Below are 16470 nucleotides of genomic sequence, written 5' to 3'. Positions count from 1 at the left end.
TTCTGGACCTGCCCGAAGGCAGGCGACAGAAGAAAATGCTTAATTTTGGCTGATTTACCCTTCTTTGCAATCGCTGAAGGTTAATCAAACGGCGGCGGTGCCAGCACCTCGCGGTTACCGTTATGCCCCTGCTCGCTCACAATGCCCTGCGCTTCCATCTGCTCGATGATGCGCGCCGCGCGGTTATAGCCGATGCGGAACTGACGCTGCACGCCAGAGATGGACGCTTTGCGTTTTTCGGTAACGAAGTTAACCGCCTGATCGAATAACGGATCCAGCTCTTCGCCGCCGTCGAAGCCACCGCCGCCGCCTTCGCTTTCCGTGTCGCTGGTAATACCGTCAACGTATTGCGGACGACCGCGCGCTTTCCAGTCCTGCACGACGGCGTGAACTTCCTCATCGCGGACGAACGCACCGTGGACACGCACCGGAGAGGTGGAGTTCGGGCCGGAATAGAGCATGTCACCCATACCCAGCAGCGACTCTGCGCCGCCCTGGTCAAGAATGGTACGGGAGTCAATTTTACTGGATACGGTAAAGGCGATACGCGTCGGGATGTTCGCTTTGATAAGACCAGTGATCACGTCCACGGAAGGACGCTGGGTCGCCAGCACAAGGTGAATACCGGCCGCACGCGCTTTCTGCGCCAGACGGGCAATCAGCTCTTCTACTTTCTTACCGACGGTCATCATCAGGTCAGCGAATTCATCGACCAGCACGACGATATAAGGCAGTTTTTCCAGCACCGGATGCTGGGCATCCATGCTGTCACCCGGCTTCCAGTAAGGATCCGGGATCGGACGCCCCATGCGCACTGCCTGGGCAATTTTCTCGTTATAACCGGCCAGGTTACGCACGCCCAACGCAGACATCAGCTTGTAGCGGCGTTCCATCTCGTTGACGCTCCAGCGCAGGGCGTTGGCGGCGTCCTTCATATCGGTGACCACTTCGGTCAGCAAATGCGGGATGCCTTCGTAGACCGACAGTTCGAGCATTTTCGGGTCGATCATAATGAAACGCACATCTTCCGGCTGCGCTTTATAGAGCATGCTGAGGATCATGGCGTTCACACCAACAGACTTACCGGAACCTGTGGTACCCGCTACCAGCAGGTGAGGCATTTTGGCGAGATCCGCGACTACCGGATCGCCAGCGATATCTTTACCCAGCACCACCGTCAGCGGAGATGGGTTATCCCGGAATTTGGTGTTATCCAACACTTCACGCAGGTAGACGGTCTGACGTTTCTTGTTCGGCAGCTCAAGGCCAACGTACGGTTTGCCCGGTATCACTTCCACCACACGTACCGCAACGGTCGAGAGAGAACGCGCCAGGTCGCGGGACAGGTTGGAAATACGCGCGGCTTTAACGCCGGGCGCCAGGTTCAGTTCAAAACGGGTGATCACAGGACCCGGCGAGTAGTTCACCACGTCCGCTTTGATGCGGAAGTCAGCCAGACGCGCTTCAACCAGACGCGCCATCTGCTCCAGCGCGAAGGTATCGACCGGCTCCACTTCTGACGGCGGAGGCGTTAACAGATCCAGAGACGGCAGCGGCGTGCTTGGACGCTGCAGCGGACGGCTGTCACCGTTACGCATCAGCAGAGGGTGAATCAGACTTTCCTGCGGCTGAGGCGCAGGCTGCTGGAACTGCGGCGGCTGTGGTGGCTGCTGCGGTTGCTGAACAGGTTGATGCGGCTGCGCATACGGCTGCTGAACAGGCTGCTGCGGCTGCGCGTAGGCCTGTGATGCTGGCTGCTGGCGCACAGGCTCAGCTTCCGGCATCACGCTAGGGGTAAATAAAGGCTCGCTCGGGCCATCATCCACCAGATCCTTCATCGGCGAGAATTCAAAATCAGACAGCGAGAACGGATTTGCACCAGCCGGTTGTTCACCTGAATAGCGCTGCTGCTGGGTGGCGGCAAACTGGCGCGCCAGTTCTGCTTCAGCCGCGTCCTCTTCGTCTTCCAGCATAGGTTCATCGTGCTGGTATTCATTACCGTAGCGCTGATTCTGCTGCGCGGCGAACTGACGGGCCAGCTCGTCCTGCTGCATTTCATCGGCGTCATCTTCGTACTCAGGCTCGCGCGCTTTCTCTTCCGCCATACGCTGGGAAGGCAGCTTGATGCCATAAGAGGCAAGCTCACGACGGGTTGGAACGCGAACGCGGTTAGGGCGAGGCAGTTGCGGACCAATCCCCTCTTTCACCTGAGGACGTGGCGCGCCACTGGTTGCCAGGCTAAAAACAGGTGCAGCCACGGCAGCGGCCGCGGTAGCCTGCTTCACGCTTTCCGCTACAGGTGCGACTGCAGGCGTCGGGTCGATCGGTGGAACGGAAACAGAAGGCGCTTTCGTCACCGGCTCCTGCACCGGTTCAGGCACAGGCTGGTACCAGGCCGCCAGCTGCTCGCGTTCACGCGCGCGACGCTCTTCAACTTCTTCAAAATAGTACATCGGCGGACGAGAGGGTTTTACCTCTTCCACGATTTCAGGTTCAGGCTGCGGCTCTACATAAGGCTGCACAGGTTCAACCGGTTCAGGCACATACTCCTGATAAGGTTGGGCCACAGGCTGTTCATAGTGCGGGTACTCTTGTGGTTCATACGAAGGCTGCGGCGGCTGATATGGCTGCTGCCACTGCTCCTGCTGCACAGGGATGTAGCTCTCTGGTTCAGGTGCGATAACCGGCTCCGGCGTGTGAACGCCTGGCGCAGTCTGCCAGTCAACCTGAGGCTGCTGAATAACGGATTCAGGCGGCGAAACCGGCGCGGATGGCATCACGTCGTCGACAGGCGCGGCATACGCCTGCGCAGCGGTCGTCGCGGCTGCGGCGGCCGCAACCGGCTCGGTAACCGAATGGCCATTTAACAGCGGATCGTATTCGTCGAAGTCACCCGGAGTGGCCCGGCTGCCGGAGAAGAGCACATCGTCAGGATCGACGGCGACACCCGCAGCGCGATACGCCACCTGCTCGTCTTCATCCATGCGTTTACCGGAGAAGAGCGCCGCATCGGTTTTACGACCCAGCGGGTTGGCAAATTTCTCTGCAACACGCTGACGACGCGCCAGCGCGCCGCGCAAAATACGCGCACGACGAGACTCGCGACGCTGCACAGGCGCGTCATCTTCCTCTTCATCTTCGTATTCGTCTTCATCAACCCACGTATCGTCACGGCGGGTACGGTTGCTGGCGAAAGTCAGAATGGTGAGGATAAAACTTCCGATCTTCTCGGCAATGCTCACCCAGGACCAGCCGGTAAACAGCGTCAGCCCGGCCGCCCAGATACAGAGCAGCGCCAGCGTGCCGCCGCTGCTGTGCAGCATCGGCTGCAGCGCAGAACTGAGTAAACTGCCGATCACTCCGCCAGAGGCGAAGTACCAGATATCATCCGCATTGATTGCCGCCAGCCCGCACGAGGTGAGGATCAGCGCCAGCGCGCCAATCAGGCGCAGCGACACGGCAAAATAGTCGATGTAATCATCGTTCTGACGATGACGCCACGCAAACCAGCATCCGCCAATGATAATGACGGGAAGGGTGTAGGCCATCACACCGAAAATGAAGAACAGCGTGTCCGCAAGCCAGGCACCGGGGACACCGCCTAAATTATGGATAGGCTCATGCCATGCAGTTTGTGACCAGCTGGGATCTGAGGGGTTGAAACTGAGTAAGGCTGCCATCAGCCAGACGGCAAAAAGGGCAATAACAATCAGCAAAGCCTCGAGGAGACGACGTCCGCTGCTTAGCTTCGATAGTGTGACTTCTTTGTCTTCAGTGTATTCCTGGCTCAAAAAAGGCTCTCCAGGTATCAGGCATATCCTGCCTTTTTGCTAAAACGGACAACAGCGCCGGGACTCCCCGGCACTGTTGCTGTATGGATTAACAGGAGTGTAATCAAACTACGCTGATTTTGCACCTGTTCCGTGTTAGCGCGTCTTAATAACCAGACGATTGCTCTGTTTGACCTCTTCCATCACCACATATGTACGGGTGTCGTTCACGCCTGGCAGACGCAGCAGGGTTTCCCCCAGCAGCTTACGGTAGGCGGACATATCAGGCACACGGGTTTTCAACAGGTAGTCGAAATCACCGGACACCAGATGACACTCTTGAATTTCTTCAAGTTTTTGTACAGCGGCGTTAAATTGCTCAAACACATCCGGCGCACCACGATTCAGAGTAATCTCAACAAATACCAGAAGTGAGGCATCCAGATAATGCGGGTTCAGCAGAGCAGTATAGCCCTGAATGAAACCCTGTCTTTCCAGTCGGCGCACACGCTCAAGGCACGGCGTCGGGGAAAGTCCCACACGTTTTGAAAGCTCGACGTTGGAAATACGCCCATCCTTTTGCAATTCATTAAGAATGTTACGATCGATACGGTCGAGATCTTTGCCAGGGCGCTTCTTGCTATCTACCATTATTATTGTCTCTCTGTATTCCTTCCCTACTCCTGCCTGGACCCTGTGCACGTCACTGTTCAGAGCCTGTACCCGTTAGTCATCACATCGCCTGGTTTTGTATTAGACGCGATGCGGATTCGGGTTCTGTTGGTAAGAAGACCGTTGCCCGAAGGCAGTCACCGACATCACGTATGGCGTCTGTCCACGCCATGCGTAGATTTCACTGACCCGGTAAAAATGGCATTTACGTGCATGCCTATGCGGCATACGGTTAACGCGGTTTTTTTTCTTCCTTGAATGTTTTCGCAAAAGCGCAGGGGATTGTCAAAGCAAAACATCGTTTTTTAGTACAACATGCCGGATATTCATTACGGCAGGGTATTAATCCTCATTTTATTGCCTTACAAACGACCGGTTTTCAGGCGAAAGCGTGATGTTATAGCGCCTCATTCATCGCCCGTGGCTATTACACAGATTGATATCAAAATTGCTGCGCTCTTTTTTTACGACAACAAATTCCCTACAATCCAGCCAAATGTCTGCCAACAACAATGGGGATCTCATGGGCACGGCCAAACACAGTAAGCTGCTAATCCTTGGTTCTGGACCTGCGGGATATACCGCAGCGGTCTATGCTGCACGCGCTAACCTGCACCCGGTACTCATCACCGGCATGGAAAAAGGCGGTCAGCTGACCACCACCACCGAAGTGGAAAACTGGCCAGGGGACCCGAACGACCTGACCGGGCCGCTGCTGATGGAACGTATGCACGAGCATGCCGCTAAATTCGAAACTGAAATTCTGTTCGACCACATCAATAAGGTCGATCTGCAGAACCGTCCGTTCCGCCTGACGGGCGACAGCGGCGAATACACCTGTGACGCGCTGATCATCGCTACCGGCGCCTCTGCCCGTTACCTCGGCCTGCCATCTGAAGAAGCGTTCAAAGGCCGCGGCGTCTCTGCCTGCGCAACCTGTGACGGTTTCTTCTACCGCAATCAGAAAGTCGCGGTCATCGGCGGCGGCAACACCGCAGTGGAAGAAGCGCTCTACCTGGCGAACATTGCCTCTGAAGTGCACCTGATCCACCGTCGCGAAACCTTCCGCGCGGAGAAGATCCTGATCAAACGTCTGATGGATAAAGTGGCCAGCGGCAACATCGTGCTGCACACCAACCGTACCCTGGAAGAGGTGACGGGCGACCAGATGGGCGTTGCCGGTCTGCGTATCCGTGATACCCAGAACACCGATAACGTCGAAACGCTTGAAGTGGCGGGTCTGTTCGTGGCGATCGGTCACAGCCCGAACACCGCGATCTTCGACGGTCAGCTGGAGCTGGAAAACGGCTACATCAAAGTGCAGTCCGGCATTCACGGTAACGCGACCCAGACCAGCATCCCGGGCGTGTTCGCGGCTGGCGACGTAATGGACCATATTTATCGTCAGGCGATTACCTCCGCTGGCACCGGCTGTATGGCCGCGCTGGACGCTGAACGCTACCTCGATGGACTGGCTGAACAAGGTAAATAATCTTTACAAGTCAGTAACAAACGTAAATAAAGGCGGCGATAAGTCGCCTTTATTGTCTCCCCGTTGTAACATTGCGCTGCCCAATTTCTAATAACGTCACCTGCAAAGTACGCAATGGAAAAAACCCGTCAACAAGAGTTAACACGCTGGCTGAAACAGCAAAGCGTTATTTCCCGCCGCTGGCTTACGATTTCCCGTCTCCTGGGATTCGTTAGCGGTCTGTTGATTGTTGCCCAGGCATGGCTGCTGGCCCGCATTCTTAATCACATGATCATGGAGAACATCCCGCGCGAAGCGCTGTTGCTGCCCTTTATTGTCCTGATCCTGATTTTTATCCTGCGCGCCTGGGTGGTGTGGCTGCGTGAGCGCGTCGGTTTTCACGCCGGACAGCATATCCGCTACGAGATCCGCCGCCAGGTGCTCGATCGTCTTCAGGAAGCCGGGCCCGCGTGGATCCAGGGTAAACCTGCCGGTAGCTGGGCGACGCTGATCCTTGAGCAGATTGACGATATGCACGACTACTATGCACGCTATCTGCCGCAGATGGCCCTTGCCGTCTTCGTTCCGCTGCTGATCGTGATCGCCATCTTCCCGGTGAACTGGATGGCTGCGCTGATTCTGATGGGCACCGCCCCGCTGATCCCGCTGTTCATGGCGCTGGTCGGCATGGGGGCAGCGGATGCCAACCGCCGTAACTTCCTGGCTCTGGGTCGCCTGAGCGGTCATTTCCTCGATCGTCTTCGCGGTATGGAGACGTTACGCATTTTTGGCCGCGGTGAAGCGGAAACCGAAAATATTCGCCAGGCATCGCAGGACTTCCGTCAGCGCACTATGGAAGTTTTACGCCTTGCATTCTTGTCTTCAGGCGTTCTGGAATTCTTTACCTCGCTGTCGATTGCCCTCGTAGCGGTCTACTTCGGCTTCTCCTACCTTGGCGCGCTGGATTTCGGCCATTACGGCACGGCGGTAACCCTTTCTGCCGGCTTCCTGGCGCTGATCCTGGCCCCGGAGTTTTTCCAGCCGCTTCGCGATCTGGGAACCTTCTATCACGCCAAAGCGCAGGCAGTTGGCGCAGCCGATAGTCTGAAAACGTTCCTGGAAACGCCGCTGGCACACCCGGAGCGGGGTGACGTGACGCTGAATGCTAAAGACCCCGTGACGATTGAAGCGCAGGACTTTTCTATTCTGTCACCCGAAGGCAAAGTGCTCGCGGGTCCGCTGAACTTTACCTTACCTGCCGGACAACGGGTGGTGCTCGTCGGCACCAGCGGTTCCGGTAAAAGTTCTCTGCTGAATGCGCTATCCGGCTTTATGACCTACACGGGTTCACTGCGGATCAACAAAACCGAACTGCGCAACCTCGATCCAGACGCCTGGCGTAAACAGCTCAGTTGGGTAGGACAAAACCCGCAGCTTCCAGCCTCAACGCTGCGTGAAAACGTTCTGCTGGCGCGCCCGGACGCGCGTGAAGATGAACTGCAGTCGGTGCTCGACCGCGCCTGGGTCAGCGAGTTTCTGCCCCTGCTCCCGCAAGGTGTAGATACCGTGGTCGGCGACCAGTCCGCCGGGCTGTCGGTCGGACAGGCGCAGCGCGTGGCCGTTGCCCGCGCGTTGTTGAATCCTTGTCAGCTGATGCTGCTGGATGAGCCCGCCGCCAGCCTGGACGCGCACAGCGAACAGCGCGTAATGGAGGCCCTGAACGCCGCCTCCCGGCAGCAAACCACCCTGATGGTTACCCATCAGCTGGAGGGGATTGCCGACTGGGACCAGATCTGGGTCATGGAGAACGGCCGTATTGTTGAGCAAGGCGATTACGCCTCTCTCGTTGCCGCCCAGGGACCGTTTGCCGCCCTGCTGGCGAACCGTCAGGAGGACATCTGATGCGTGCTCTGCTGCCTTATCTTGCGCTCTATAAACGCCACAAATGGATGCTGACGCTGGGGATTGTGCTGGCGATTGTCACGCTGCTCGCCAGCATTGGCCTGCTCACGCTTTCCGGCTGGTTCCTGTCGGCCTCGGCCGTCGCGGGCTTTGCCGGTTTATACAGCTTCAACTATATGCTCCCGGCTGCCGGTGTTCGCGGTACCGCCATCACCCGTACAGCCGGGCGCTATTTCGAACGTCTTGTCAGCCACGACGCCACTTTCCGCGTGCTGCAGCACCTGCGCATCTACACCTTCAGCAAACTGCTGCCCCTCTCCCCTGCCGGGCTGGCGCGTTTTCGTCAGGGTGAGTTACTTAACCGTGTCGTTGCGGATGTCGACACGCTGGATCACCTTTACCTGCGCGTGATTTCCCCGATCGTGGGCGCGTTTGTGGTGATTGTGGTGGTCACGCTGGGGCTGTCTGTTCTGGATGTTTCCGTTGCGCTGACGCTGGGCGGGATCATGCTGCTGACGCTCATCATTCTGCCGCCGCTGTTTTACCGCGCCGGGAAATCCACCGGGGAAAACCTGACGCGCCTGCGCGGAGACTACCGTCAGCAGCTCACCTCCTGGCTTCAGGGGCAGGCAGAGCTGACGATTTTTGGCGCCAGCAAGCGCTATCGCGCCCGCATGGAAAGTACGGAGCTTAACTGGCATGAGGCCCAGCGCCGCCAGTCGGAGCTGACGGCCTTCTCTCAGGCGCTGATGATGTTAATCGGCGGCGTGGCGGTGATTGCCATGCTTTGGCTGGCTTCCGGCGATGTCGGGGGGAATTCACAGCCGGGTCCTCTTATTGCCCTTTTCGTCTTCTGCGCGCTGGCGGCGTTTGAGGCGCTGGCCCCGGTGACGGGCGCCTTCCAGCATCTTGGTCAGGTGATCGCCTCTGCCCTGCGCATCACGCAGATTGCCGAACAGGAGCCTGAAGTCACGTTCAGTGCCGGGCAAACCGCGGTACCAGAGCAGATTGCGCTGACGCTTGAAGATGTCACCTTCGCCTACGACAAGCAGGCGCAGAACGCGCTGGACGGTATCAACCTTTCTGTTAACGCAGGACAGCGGATTGCGATCCTCGGCCGTACCGGCTGTGGTAAATCGACGCTGCTGCAGTTGCTGACCCGCGCCTGGGATCCGCAGCGCGGCCAGATTCGTTTTAATAACACGTTGCTGACTGATTTTAGCGAGCAGGCCCTGCGCAAGACGGTGAGCGTCGTTCCGCAGCGCGTGCATCTGTTTAGCGCCACACTGCGCGATAACCTGCTGCTGGCCGCGCCAGAGGCCTCTGATGATGCGCTTCGCGCCGTGCTGGAGCAGGTCGGACTGCAAAAGCTGCTTGAGGACGACGGGCTAAACAGCTGGCTGGGCGAAGGCGGCCGTCAGCTGTCCGGCGGTGAACTGCGCCGTCTGGCCATTGCGCGCGCGCTGCTGCACGATGCGCCGCTGATGCTGCTCGACGAACCCACCGAGGGGCTGGATGCCACCACCGAGAGCCAAATCCTTGATTTACTGGCAAATGTTATGACCGGCAAAACCGTGCTGATGGTCACACACCGCCTGCGCGGACTGGCGAGTTTTGATCGGATAATTGTGATGGACAACGGACACATTATTGAGCAAGGTAGTCACGCAGAGCTGTTGGCGAAACAGGGTCGCTACTACCAGTTTAAACAGCGTCTGTAGACTATATTTGTAGCGTCCTTACTCGCGTACTGGAGTTTTGCTGTCATGCGCCTGGTCCAGCTTTCTCGTCATAACATCGCGTTCCCTTCTCCGGAAGGGGCGCTGCGTGAGCCCAACGGGCTGCTGGCCCTTGGTGGTGACCTCAGTCCCGCACGGCTTTTGATGGCGTACCAGCGCGGTATATTTCCCTGGTTTTCCCCCGGCGATCCGATTTTATGGTGGTCCCCCGATCCGCGTGCCGTGCTGTGGCCAGCGCAGTTTCACGCGAGCCGCAGCATGAAGCGTTTCCATGCGAAATCACCCTACCGCGTCACCCTCAATCACGCCTTTGGTCAGGTCATTGAAGGCTGCGCTGAAGACCGCTATGAAGGGACATGGATAACCCGCGATATCATTACCGCCTACCACCAGCTCCACGAGCTTGGCTATGCCCACTCCATCGAGGTGTGGGAAGGCGGAGCACTCGTCGGCGGCATGTACGGCGTGGCGCAAGGCACGCTATTTTGCGGCGAGTCGATGTTCTCTCGTGCGGTTAACGCCTCGAAAACCGCACTGCTGGTCTTCTGCGAGGCGTTTGCCCAGCGCGGCGGACGCCTGATCGATTGTCAGGTGCTCAACGAGCACACGGCCTCGCTGGGTGCTGTTGAAATCCCGCGACGCCAGTATATCGAGCATCTGGACGTCAGCCGTCAGGAGAAGCTTCCGCGCGACTTCTGGATACCGAGAACGCTCTTTATGCCCAATGCCTAAATGTTTTCCGCATATTTTTTGTGAGGGTGTTATAATTATGCCGCAGAGTAGCTTCTGCCTGTTGCCCCGCCGCCGTTTGGGACCCTCGCTTCAGATAACGTCCTGACGTTTATCCTGTTGTCTCCCCTTTACGAATGCGCTTCCTGTTCGGTTGTACCGTGACGCTTGGGCAATGCGCCGAAACTGTTTTGCTGCGTTTTAATCGCGCAATTCTTTACTTAATTGATGAATTTCGGCATTATCTTGCCGGTTCAAAACTTGGTAGTGATACCCCAGAGGATTAGATGGCCAAAGAAGACAATATTGAAATGCAGGGTACCGTACTTGATACGTTGCCTAATACCATGTTTCGCGTAGAGCTGGAAAACGGTCACGTGGTAACTGCGCACATCTCCGGTAAAATGCGCAAAAACTACATCCGCATTTTGACGGGCGACAAAGTGACTGTTGAACTGACCCCGTACGACCTGAGCAAAGGCCGCATTGTCTTCCGTAGTCGCTAATTGTTTTCGCCTGTAATGGCAGATGAATATTAATTAAGGCCGGGATTTTCCCGGCCTTACTTTTTTGTGCTGCAGGCTATTATTTGAACAATTATTTGTCCGTTCGATTCAGCGTCAGGGCTGTCTGTTCGACAGCAATGCCCTTTTAATGGCTGTGTCTGGCTATGCTATCAGCCGTTTGCCACCTGATAACCTATATTTATCAAAGCATCAAGCTCGTCTTTTGCAAACAACCTTGCCCGGTAGCATTCACCAGAGAACTCTGGATAGCCATCCATCGAGCAAATCAGATCGTAGATTGTGGCAATAATATGGCCAGTTGCATCGCTGATAAAGAAAGAGCGTGCGTGGTTGGTGTAGATGCCATAGTAGTCACCATAATCTATTGCTGCCCCCATAAAATCAGTGACCTGAGGAACACGATCGGAGGGTAACTGGATAATGCTACATGCCTGGGTTGCTGTATTGGCGACGAGATCAACAGCATAGAACATGACTCTCGCAGGATCGGTTTTGTAAGAATCAGTCGTTGAATCACGTGTAATATCTCGAGTAACCGCATTGCCTTCATTATCAACGCAGGAGCGATTATCAAAGAGCGAAAGAACAAATTTTCCTTCAGTCTCATTGCTTAACCCAGCAAAAGCGCTATTTTTAGTGACGAATACGGTATGAGCGCCATTTTCAAAACTCTCAATACTGGAAGTATCTATCTGCGTAACGCCCTGTCCTGCTGCAAAATTACTGTTAAATCCCCCGGTATTAATACTCCATAATATCTTGCCGTCGGCAGGAGAAATACCAAACGTCAGGCCTGCAGAGCGAGTATGGACAACAATCGCTTCAGCATTTGCCTCGCCTGCGGGGATCCAGGAAAGCGAGTTAAGGTGAGCATCGTTTGTGGGGCTGTTATTCAGGATCTGAGTATTATCAAATGCACGGGTATAATTTTTTGCCCACAGCATCACGCCTGTCTTTTCATCAAATTTTAAAATTGATGCGTCCTGTCTCATCGTGTTAGTCGAACGGTCCGGGTTATCATTACCAATCATGAAAAGATTATCGGCGGAATCCCAAATCAGATCGTGGGTGTTAGCGTAGCGGTTACCATCGTGGTCACGTAAATCAAACTCCAGAATCTCGTTGCCCAAAATATCGATTTTGAAAAAGCGTCGCCCATACTAGTGTTCATCTTCATCACTGCCGATATAGAAATAACCATTATGCGTTTTTAGCATCTGATTACGGTAGGGCTGAGCATAATAGCAGCGAAGATCGCCGTTCCGGTCGTAGCCATCACAATTGGTAGTCATTAACCAACTGTTTCCCCATACGGTCGTGAAGTTAGCGGGATCCGTTTGCTCAATATCGATATGGAAAATTGTCCCATCGCGGTAGAGTTGTTCCTGTGTGCTTACCTGGATGGTTTGATTAAAAACTTCCACTCCGCTAAGGTTTTTAAAGACAACCTGCACCTGGTTAAGGTAGTTTGCATACAGTCCAATAACCGGGATTTTTATCTCAGGTAAAGAGACAATGTCATTTGAAGAATACGTAAAGTCTAAACTTGTCGTGCTAGTCGATCTTCCCAGTACCGTATAGGAATATGTTATCGCCTCATCAATTATAAACTTCAGATAGACCGCAAGCTGGTTGTTAGCAGGGGCGAGTTCCATTCCAAGATAAGTAATTGCCATATTATTCACCTGTTGTTAATTATTACTGTGTAACTTCTTTTACTCGCATCTCATTCACCTGTTGGGGAATGATCTTATTTCCTTTCACCAGATAATCAATAACCGCATTGGAAAGGTTATATCCACCTTTTACCTGTTTGTTCTGACCATCAATGAATGCAGTAAAACCATCGCCACCAGGGGCAAGGAAACTATTTGTCGCTACGCGATAGGTATCAGAGTCTACAATTGGCTTGCCATTAAGCGTAAGTAGCACAACGCGTTGCCCGACAGGTTTATGTTGGTCGTAGCGCATCTCCAGTCCTTTCGACATCTGCAAAACACCGTTAGTGAGTGAAGCACTATGCTCCATAAGATTTCGTAAGGATTTCCCATTCAAATCCATTACGGTAAGCTCATTTGGAAACGGGAACGCGCTAATAACATCGCCGAGGGTTATCGGACCGGCATTCAAATCAGCCCGCAGACCACCTGAATTAGTGAGCGCCAGTTGCGCATCAGGCGCAGCGGCAAGCATTGCATCGGTAAATAAATTGCCCAGCGAAGATGATTCCCCGTAGGCGCGCGTAAGCGTAACAGGCGTCTCTCCAACTTTTTGGCGAACCGTTTCGGAGAGCTGTTTATTCCAGCTATCAATAACACTCTGAGTTGCCGGATCGGGTTTCCATTCATCAGCATAAAGGGTTTTAAGTTCGAAGCTTTTTATTTTGTTGTGATGTTTTTTTAGATCCACATCCAGGACCAGCTTACCAATATCAATCCCACCGCTGTCAGTCGAAAGCACCAGCGTGTTACCTACTTTAAGCGGCTCCGGCGTCCCAACATGCGCATGTCCGGTAATCAGAATATCCAGTCCTTTCACCTGCTTCGCCGTCTGGATATCCTTATCAAGGGCGCGTTTGACATCAGTATTGCCGATACTGGACTGGCGTGCAGGGAAACCTTCATGCATGAGTGCAACGGTTATATCTACTTTTCCACATAGTTCATCCAGATAACGCTGGAGATATTTCACCTCGTCACGCGCTTCAATACCCTGACGCATTGACGATGAAACGGTATCATCGAAAGCGAATACGCCATGCAACCCAATGACCCCAATTTTAACGCCATCCTTTTCAAGGATTGTATACGGCTTATTCCAGAAAAGGACATTACTATTTTTATAAAACACGTTACCTAACAGTATCGGGAATTTAGCCTGGCTGAGCTGTATCAGCGTATTATCCCAACCATGGTCGAACTCATGATTGCCGACAGACGCAGCATCAAATGACATTGTATTCATAATATCTATGATTGCCCGCCCTTTTGTCAGGCTGCTAATGTATGGACCGGTAAAGTAATCTCCAGCATCGAAATAAAAAGTAGCCTTATTCTTTTGCTTTTCTTGCTTGACGTAAGTCGCAATATTTGCGAAGCCACCAACAGCTCTTTTACCCTCTGCAACATAAGGGAGTTTATAGGGCTCAACATGTGCATGCAGGTCATTGGTATAAATGACGGTAACTTCCTGCGCTGGACTTAGCGAAGCATATCCCGATAGTAATAAAACCGCGATTACTGTTTTTTTCATTTTTTAACTCTCGAATTAAAGAAAGAATTTCATTATCGATTAGCAAAAAACAGATTTTGTGAGCCTTCTCACGACATATGGAAAAGGGAGACGCGAAAATTTACGACTAACAGAATCAGTTGGTGAAGCACATGGAATCCGCTCCAAAAATAGATCTCAATGTTTGTAAAAGCTGGTCATGTCCAAATCTCGGAATACCAGATGCGAGTGATTATGTTTTTCCTGTTTATCGTCTGGGCTACACTGCACTTGAATGTCAAAAATGTGGCAGTCTTCCTCCACTGTTTAATACAAAAGAATGTGACGAGTGGTTCAGTCAATTCATGCAACGAAAATTAGGAAATACAGGACAAGGTTGTCCCCGCTGTTTTACAGCACACATCATTCGCTATGGATACACAAAAGCCAGAACACCCCGCTTTCAATGTTGTACCTGCCGTTATGTATTTACTCCACACTATGACAATGCTGTAGGCCGGAATAAAAATATCACCCTTCTTTCCCAGCTCGAACAAGGGATGCACTCTGGTGAAACGACAAACCAAAGGGTCCTTGCGCAAGCGGTTAACGGATTCGAGCGCGATCTGCATGTTTCACTCCCTGCGCTAACAAGGGTGTCAACGACCACAATGGTTATACCGTTTCAGGGTCATTCTACCAGGCAGAAACTGTATGTTGTGATCAGTGCCGATGCTGACTCCGGCAAAATTATTCAAATAACAACCAACTATTGCGACTGGAAGGCAGGTGATTCATTGCTCTATCAGGGTTCTAAGTCTTTCCCTTCTTCGATACTACCGTCGAGCGATACCGATCTTATTCGGGAGCAAGAAATGCAATTTCTTAAACGGAGTCAATTTGATGAAATTCAGTACGGTAGTGCCGAGCTTAAGCGAAACGACCGGGGAAGCATAGTCCGTCCTGTCATTACCATACACAGTCATTTCCAGCGATTAAAACGACGCTTCCCGGGTGTAACCGATCATTATCTCGCCCATGAGTGCGTTTTGCGCGGCGGGGCTATAACTGCCTGGTCAACAGAAGTCCGACTTGGAAAAACCGATCTTTGGTTTGTATCTGAAAAGAATGAAAAAGCCAACCTCTCTGACAAAGCATTTTGCCTTACAGGTAGCTGGAAAATGGGATGGTGGAAAAATGTGTGGCAGCGTTGGGATAATGGCGAGGTATGCAAGATGATTGGCCTACTGACCGGACAGCAGAGTACAGCGGAGCCCGCGTTGATTTCACTTGCATCCTGCACTGCATTTGCTGTCTGGCTGAAATCCCATCCATGGTCATTACAGTGTCATAACTTTGGGGCGCGGGTAGTGAGCCAGCATTTAGTGGGTCTTGGCTGTATTTACAACCAACAGATGAAGGGAAATTCAGGCAGTTAAGGGCTACATAACGCGAGCTGTACGGCAGCGAACTGCACTATTTTATTGTCATCAATAGTTATTAACGTCTTCCCGTAACACCCATTTTTACGAAGATTAATCCTTTTGGCGTCAGAGGAACTCCCCCGACGCCTCGGATCGACGTCAGGAAATAATGTGAATTACCGTTTTTGCACTTTGAGGTGCAACGACATCTGCGGCCATCGAATGCGTTATGTCATGCAGCAGTCCCGTCAGGTGCGGCAACATATCGCGGTCGAAATGCGATACCAGCAGTATGTGGTTTAACGCCCGGCAGTAATCACACTTTGTTTCGGTATCTTCCAGCAGCCACTCTTTTTGTCGCGGTTGTTCCGCTTCGTCCTCAATTTCCACCACCTGAAAATCACGCATTGATTCTGTGAGGCCAGCTTTCATTTCTTCCAGATACGCACCCAGGCAGCGGCTGACGGGCTGCGTTTGTGGGAGTGATGTGCAGTCGAGGAGGATTTCAGTGAGCAGTTTGCAGCGCTCTGCAAGGGTTGGGAGATCGGGGTTGAGGGAGAGTTCGCTATAAAGCTGGGAGATAGACTGGTTTTCCATAATCATAATTTCCATATTAGATGCTGAAAACTACCACCAGAAACGCCAACTTCGGGTGGCAGACTGAACCGGTTTGGCGTACCGACCATATGGAAAATCGGCGCTTCAAAAGAAGCCCCGGTTCAGCCCACCATATTTGAAGGTACGGATTATACCGCAGCTAACAAAAGAGTGAACGAAACCAGTGACATTGCTGTGAGCAACATCTTTCCATATGTGTGTAATCAGGACGCCAATCCTGACACTTGATTTTGCAGGTGCGCCGCCATTTTATTACTGTGGATTTATCCAGCAACTGACTTCGAAAGAAACTGGAAAGCGCCTCGCAAAATTCCTCTGCGGCCTGATGCCCTCACCCCAGCCCTCTCCCACAGGGAGAGGGAGAAAACACTAAAAACGACAACACTGTTGTCGTTTTGCTTTTACCTT

The 16470-nt window shown here is 53.2% G+C and carries 11 protein-coding genes and 1 pseudogene; 6 read left to right on the top strand and 6 right to left on the bottom strand.

Features of this window, described 5'->3' with window-relative positions; genetic code table 11:
- Positions 1–80 precede the first annotated feature (80 nt).
- Complete coding sequence (locus QMN93_RS07030) at positions 81–3791, bottom strand: DNA translocase FtsK 4TM domain-containing protein (RefSeq protein WP_323619533.1); 3711 nt, start codon at positions 3789–3791, stop codon at positions 81–83.
- Positions 3792–3926: 135 nt separating this feature from the next.
- Complete coding sequence (lrp, locus tag QMN93_RS07025; RefSeq protein WP_000228469.1) at positions 3927–4421, bottom strand: leucine-responsive transcriptional regulator Lrp; 495 nt, start codon at positions 4419–4421, stop codon at positions 3927–3929.
- A gap of 544 nt (positions 4422–4965) precedes the next feature.
- On the opposite strand from lrp, the gene trxB reads away from it, so the two are divergent.
- The 5 genes from trxB to infA all read left to right on the top strand — a co-directional run bounded on the left by trxB (position 4966) and on the right by infA (position 10789).
- Positions 4966–5934, top strand: coding sequence for a thioredoxin-disulfide reductase (gene trxB, locus QMN93_RS07020; protein WP_032638969.1), 969 nt, complete (start codon positions 4966–4968; stop codon positions 5932–5934).
- Positions 5935–6048: 114 nt separating this feature from the next.
- Positions 6049–7815, top strand: coding sequence for a cysteine/glutathione ABC transporter permease/ATP-binding protein CydD (gene cydD, locus QMN93_RS07015; RefSeq protein ID WP_033145082.1), 1767 nt, complete (start codon positions 6049–6051; stop codon positions 7813–7815).
- Complete coding sequence (cydC, locus tag QMN93_RS07010) at positions 7815–9536, top strand: cysteine/glutathione ABC transporter ATP-binding protein/permease CydC (protein WP_193138989.1); 1722 nt, start codon at positions 7815–7817, stop codon at positions 9534–9536. Before cydD ends, cydC begins: the two co-directional genes overlap by 1 nt.
- Before the next feature lie 45 nt (positions 9537–9581).
- On the top strand, positions 9582–10286 hold the full coding sequence (aat, locus tag QMN93_RS07005; protein ID WP_069303878.1) for a leucyl/phenylalanyl-tRNA--protein transferase: 705 nt from the start codon (positions 9582–9584) through the stop codon (positions 10284–10286).
- Between the two features lie 284 nt (positions 10287–10570).
- A complete protein-coding gene (gene infA, locus QMN93_RS07000) occupies positions 10571–10789 on the top strand; it encodes a translation initiation factor IF-1 (RefSeq protein ID WP_002211347.1) in 219 nt (72 codons plus the stop codon).
- Between the two features lie 170 nt (positions 10790–10959).
- On the opposite strand, the pseudogene QMN93_RS06995 reads toward infA, so the two are convergent.
- The 3 genes and pseudogenes from QMN93_RS06995 to QMN93_RS06985 all read right to left on the bottom strand — a co-directional run.
- Positions 10960–11952 (bottom strand): annotated as a pseudogene (locus QMN93_RS06995) (aryl-sulfate sulfotransferase); the annotation flags it as partial.
- 18 nt (positions 11953–11970) lie between these two features.
- Positions 11971–12486, bottom strand: coding sequence for an aryl-sulfate sulfotransferase N-terminal domain-containing protein (locus QMN93_RS06990; protein WP_226852617.1), 516 nt, complete (start codon positions 12484–12486; stop codon positions 11971–11973).
- Positions 12487–12508: 22 nt separating this feature from the next.
- The gene (locus tag QMN93_RS06985; RefSeq protein WP_193138988.1) at positions 12509–14062 is read right to left on the bottom strand and encodes a bifunctional UDP-sugar hydrolase/5'-nucleotidase; all 1554 of its coding nucleotides are present in this window, start codon (positions 14060–14062) and stop codon (positions 12509–12511) included.
- 122 nt (positions 14063–14184) lie between these two features.
- Between QMN93_RS06985 and QMN93_RS06980 the strand changes: the two genes are divergently transcribed.
- A complete protein-coding gene (locus QMN93_RS06980) occupies positions 14185–15459 on the top strand; it encodes a hypothetical protein (protein WP_193138987.1) in 1275 nt (424 codons plus the stop codon).
- A gap of 144 nt (positions 15460–15603) precedes the next feature.
- Here QMN93_RS06980 and QMN93_RS06975 read toward each other — a convergent pair whose 3' ends face one another.
- Positions 15604–16047, bottom strand: a complete 444-nt coding sequence (locus QMN93_RS06975) for a hypothetical protein (protein WP_323619525.1) — start codon at positions 16045–16047, stop codon at positions 15604–15606.
- Between the last annotated feature and the right edge of the window lie 423 nt (positions 16048–16470).

It is taken from the genome of Enterobacter sp. R-1.6.2 (assembly GCF_035064085.1).
Lineage (GTDB): Bacteria > Pseudomonadota > Gammaproteobacteria > Enterobacterales > Enterobacteriaceae > Enterobacter > Enterobacter asburiae_B.
The sequence above is the reverse complement of the archived record's forward strand: the minus strand, read 5'-3'. Positions and strand labels throughout refer to the sequence as shown.

Coding starts and splice junctions, on each gene's coding strand:
- QMN93_RS06975 (WP_323619525.1), bottom strand. CDS start 16,047: ATGATTATGGAAAACCAGTCTATCTCCCAGCTTTATAGCGAACTCTCC.
- cydD (WP_033145082.1), top strand. CDS start 6,049: ATGGAAAAAACCCGTCAACAAGAGTTAACACGCTGGCTGAAACAGCAA.
- trxB (WP_032638969.1), top strand. CDS start 4,966: ATGGGCACGGCCAAACACAGTAAGCTGCTAATCCTTGGTTCTGGACCT.
- lrp (WP_000228469.1), bottom strand. CDS start 4,421: ATGGTAGATAGCAAGAAGCGCCCTGGCAAAGATCTCGACCGTATCGAT.
- QMN93_RS06990 (WP_226852617.1), bottom strand. CDS start 12,486: ATGGCAATTACTTATCTTGGAATGGAACTCGCCCCTGCTAACAACCAG.
- aat (WP_069303878.1), top strand. CDS start 9,582: ATGCGCCTGGTCCAGCTTTCTCGTCATAACATCGCGTTCCCTTCTCCG.
- QMN93_RS06985 (WP_193138988.1), bottom strand. CDS start 14,062: ATGAAAAAAACAGTAATCGCGGTTTTATTACTATCGGGATATGCTTCG.
- infA (WP_002211347.1), top strand. CDS start 10,571: ATGGCCAAAGAAGACAATATTGAAATGCAGGGTACCGTACTTGATACG.
- cydC (WP_193138989.1), top strand. CDS start 7,815: ATGCGTGCTCTGCTGCCTTATCTTGCGCTCTATAAACGCCACAAATGG.